This is a genomic window from Mesorhizobium sp. M7A.F.Ca.CA.002.04.1.1 (genome assembly GCF_004022805.1).
GTDB lineage: Bacteria > Pseudomonadota > Alphaproteobacteria > Rhizobiales > Rhizobiaceae > Mesorhizobium > Mesorhizobium ciceri.
Genome location: NZ_RZPL01000651.1, coordinates 1 through 3,291 on the forward strand (window position 1 = coordinate 1; position 3,291 = coordinate 3,291).

The following is a 3,291-nucleotide window of genomic DNA, read 5'->3' on the forward strand; positions in this document are numbered from 1 at the left end:
CACCAATGGCGCGGGCAGCGCCACGGGCTGCGAGAGCATCAAGAACGGGCTGCTCGACGTGATCTTCAACTTTAATGCCCCGATCCAGGCCGAGATCGCAGCACAACAGATTTCCGAGCTGCTGCAGCAGCCCGGCCGGCAGGCGGGCAGCGAGAAGACCATCTTCTTCGGCCCGATCACCCGCGTCGACAAGGCCAATGCGACCGGCAGGAATTGCTGGAAGCTGGACGAGCTCAAGTAACGGACTTCCTTGATGAGCATGGCTGAAAGCCTTGTGCGCTGGCGCTACCGCCTGCTCCCCGACCACGTGGTCGGGGAGATCCTGACCAAGAAGTGGATCGACAGCGTCATCCCCTTCACGGCGCTGGTGATTTTGTGCGCGATCTTCGGCTCGATCGTGCCGGGCTTCTTCGATCTGGCGACGCTGACCAATCTCAGCGGCCAGACCGCCGAGCTTGGCCTTGTGGTGCTCGGCATGACCATCGTCATGGTGTCAGGCGGCATCGATCTGTCTGTCGGGTCGACCTTCGCGCTCGCCGTGCTGGTCACGCTCTATGGGATGAATGTCGAGCAGTGGAGCTTTGGTACCGGCCTGTTGGCGTGCCTGGGCCTCGGCGTCGTCTGCGGCGCCATCAACGGCTTCCTGGTTGGCTTTCTGCGCATGCGGGCGTTTCTCACCACGCTGGTGACGCTCATCATCTACCGCTCGACCTTCGACATCGTCTTTCCCCAGGTCTCGACCCGGATCGTCACCAGCGGTCCGGACTCGCCAGCCTATGATTTTCTTGGTTTCGGTACGATCTGGGGCGTGCCGACGTCCTTTGTGGTGTTCGTCGTCATCGCGCTGATCATCCATCTCGTGCTGTCGCGCGCCCGCTATGGCTGGCGGCTGTTCGCGGTCGGCGGCGCGCGCCGCTCTGCCTACAATGCCGGCATCAATGTGCGCTTCATCTTGTTCAGCGCCTATGTCTTGTGCTCGGTACTGGTGGCGCTCTCCGGCTTCTTCTTCTCGGCCCGCATCGGCAGTGCCGCTTCCGACATCGGCACCGGTCTCGAACTGCAGGTGTTGACCGCGACCGTGCTCGGCGGCATCTCGCTAGGCGGCGGGCGCGGCTCGGTCGCCAAGGCGCTGATGGGCACCGTCTTCGTGCTTGTCCTGTCGAACAGTCTGCTTGCGCTGGCCGTGCCCGGCCCGGTCAATTTCCTGATCCTCGGCATCGTGCTGCTTTTGTCGGTGCTTCTCGACGTTCGCTGGGTGAAGAACCGCCACAAGATCCTGCGCAGCGTCTACATCTCGCCAACCTTCGCCAAGATGCCGCAGGCGATCTCGACCGCGCCCGGCGCGCCAATGGCGGTGAATGACCGGTTGAAGGACGTCGGCGTCATCGGCCTCGGCGTTCTCGATGGCGCGGAGGATGTGATCTTCGACCGGCAGGACCGTCTCTACACCGGCAGCCGCCAGGGCGAGATCCTGCGCTTCCAGCCGCCCCATTACACCGATAGCGAAGTGTTCGCACATATTGGCGGCTCGCCGCTCGGCATGGCTTTCGACCGCGACGACAACCTCGTCATCTGCGTCGCTGGCATGGGCCTCTATCAGGTCTCGCCGGCCGGCGACGTAAAGCTGCTGACCGCCGAAACCAACCGCTCACTGACCTCGGTGGTCGACGACTCGACCATGAAGCTCGCCGACGACTGCGACATCCTGCCGGACGGCCGTATCGTCTTCTCGGAAGCGACAGTGCGCTTCGAAATGCATGACTGGTATGCCGACGCGCTGGAAAGCCGCGGCAACGGACGCATCATCGTCCATGATCCCAAATCCGGTTCGACACGCACACTGCTGTCGAACCTCGTCTTCCCCAATGGCATCTGCACGGCCTTCGACGGCCAGTCGGTGCTGTTCGCCGAAAGCTGGGCCTGCCGCATCAGCCGCTACTATTTCGATGGCCCGAAGAAAGGCCAGGTCGAGCGCGTCATCGAGGGCTTGCCCGGCTATCCCGACAACATCAACCGCGCCTCCGACGGTACCTACTGGCTGGCCCTGATGGGCATGCGCACGCCGGCCTTGGATCTCTCGCTTGAAATGCCGAGCTTCCGCCGTCGCATGGCGCGGCGCGTATCGGAAGACGCGTGGCTGATGCCCAATCTCAACACCGGCTGCGTGCTGCGCTTCGACGAGAACGGCCAGATCCTCGAAAGCCTGTGGGACCAGGCCGGCGAGAAGCATCCGATGATCACCTCGATGCGCGAGCACAAGGGCATCCTCTATCTCTGCGGCATCTTCAACAACCGCATGGGCACCTTGCCCTTGAAAGGCGTCGATCCCGACTGGTTCAGCTCGGATTCCTACTGGGGCAAAAAGCCATGAGCGGTTTGAGCCAGCTTCTTGACCGCTTTCTCGGCCGTGGCGAGTGGGCAGTGACCGTGCCGACGCTCGACGGGCCGTTGCTGCCCAACCAAGGACTGGAGGAAGCCGAGCCGTTCGCCGGCCTCGCCGAGGCCGACAATCTCGTACGCACCGAAAAGGGCATTCTGGCAAGCAGCGCCAACCGGCTGATGCGCTTTAGCGCCGACGGCCATGCCGAAACCTTGCAGGAATTTCCGGGCGAGATCACCGCACTCGCCCATGCCCGCGGCATGACCGCGATGGCCATCGACGGCAAGGGCGTCGTCGTCCACGGCGGCCTGCATGACGGGCGCGAGGCGACGGGTGAGGAGGCTCGGCGCCTCTCCTGCATCACCGCTCTCACCTTCCTCGACAGCAACACCTTGCTGGTGGCCAACGGTTCGGCCTCAGTGCCGGCGAGCAGTTGGCGTCGCGACCTGATGCAGAAGAGCGTGTCCGGTTCGGTCTGGCGGCTCGATCTAAAAAACGGCCGGCTGGAGCTTGTCAGGGACGGCTTGGCCTGGCCGGCCGGCATCGCCACCACCGGCTCCAACCGCATCTACGTTTCGGAGGCCTGGCGCCACCGCGTGCTGGCGATCGACCTTGCCACCACGGCGACGCTGCCCGTGCTGGAGCATCTGCCGGCCTACCCCGCCCGCATCGCCCCGGCCTTCAACGCCGGCTATTGGCTGACCTTCTATTCCGTGCGCAACCAACTGGTGGAGTTCATCCTGCGCGAGGAGACCTACCGCACCCGCATGCTGGCGGAAGTCCCGGAGGCCTACTGGATGGCGCCGTCGCTCGGCTCATGGCGCGACTATCGCGAGCCCATGCAAGGCAGCCAGTTGAAGCAGATGAACGTGCTGAAGCCATACGCGGTGACAAGGTCCTACGGGCTGGTG

At 63.9% G+C, this 3,291-nt stretch carries 2 protein-coding genes and 1 pseudogene; all 3 read left to right on the forward strand.

Annotation, left to right across the window (positions count from 1 at the left end):
- Positions 1-241, forward strand: a pseudogene (locus ENZ75_RS26115) (sugar ABC transporter substrate-binding protein); the annotation flags it as partial.
- Positions 242-253: 12 nt separating this feature from the next.
- On the forward strand, positions 254-2,371 hold the full coding sequence (locus tag ENZ75_RS26120) for an SMP-30/gluconolactonase/LRE family protein (protein WP_063167479.1): 2,118 nt from the start codon (positions 254-256) through the stop codon (positions 2,369-2,371).
- Positions 2,368-3,291: strictosidine synthase (locus tag ENZ75_RS26125; RefSeq protein ID WP_128278425.1), on the forward strand; the 924-nt coding region annotated here is incomplete at its 3' end. The genes ENZ75_RS26120 and ENZ75_RS26125, both read left to right, overlap by 4 nt.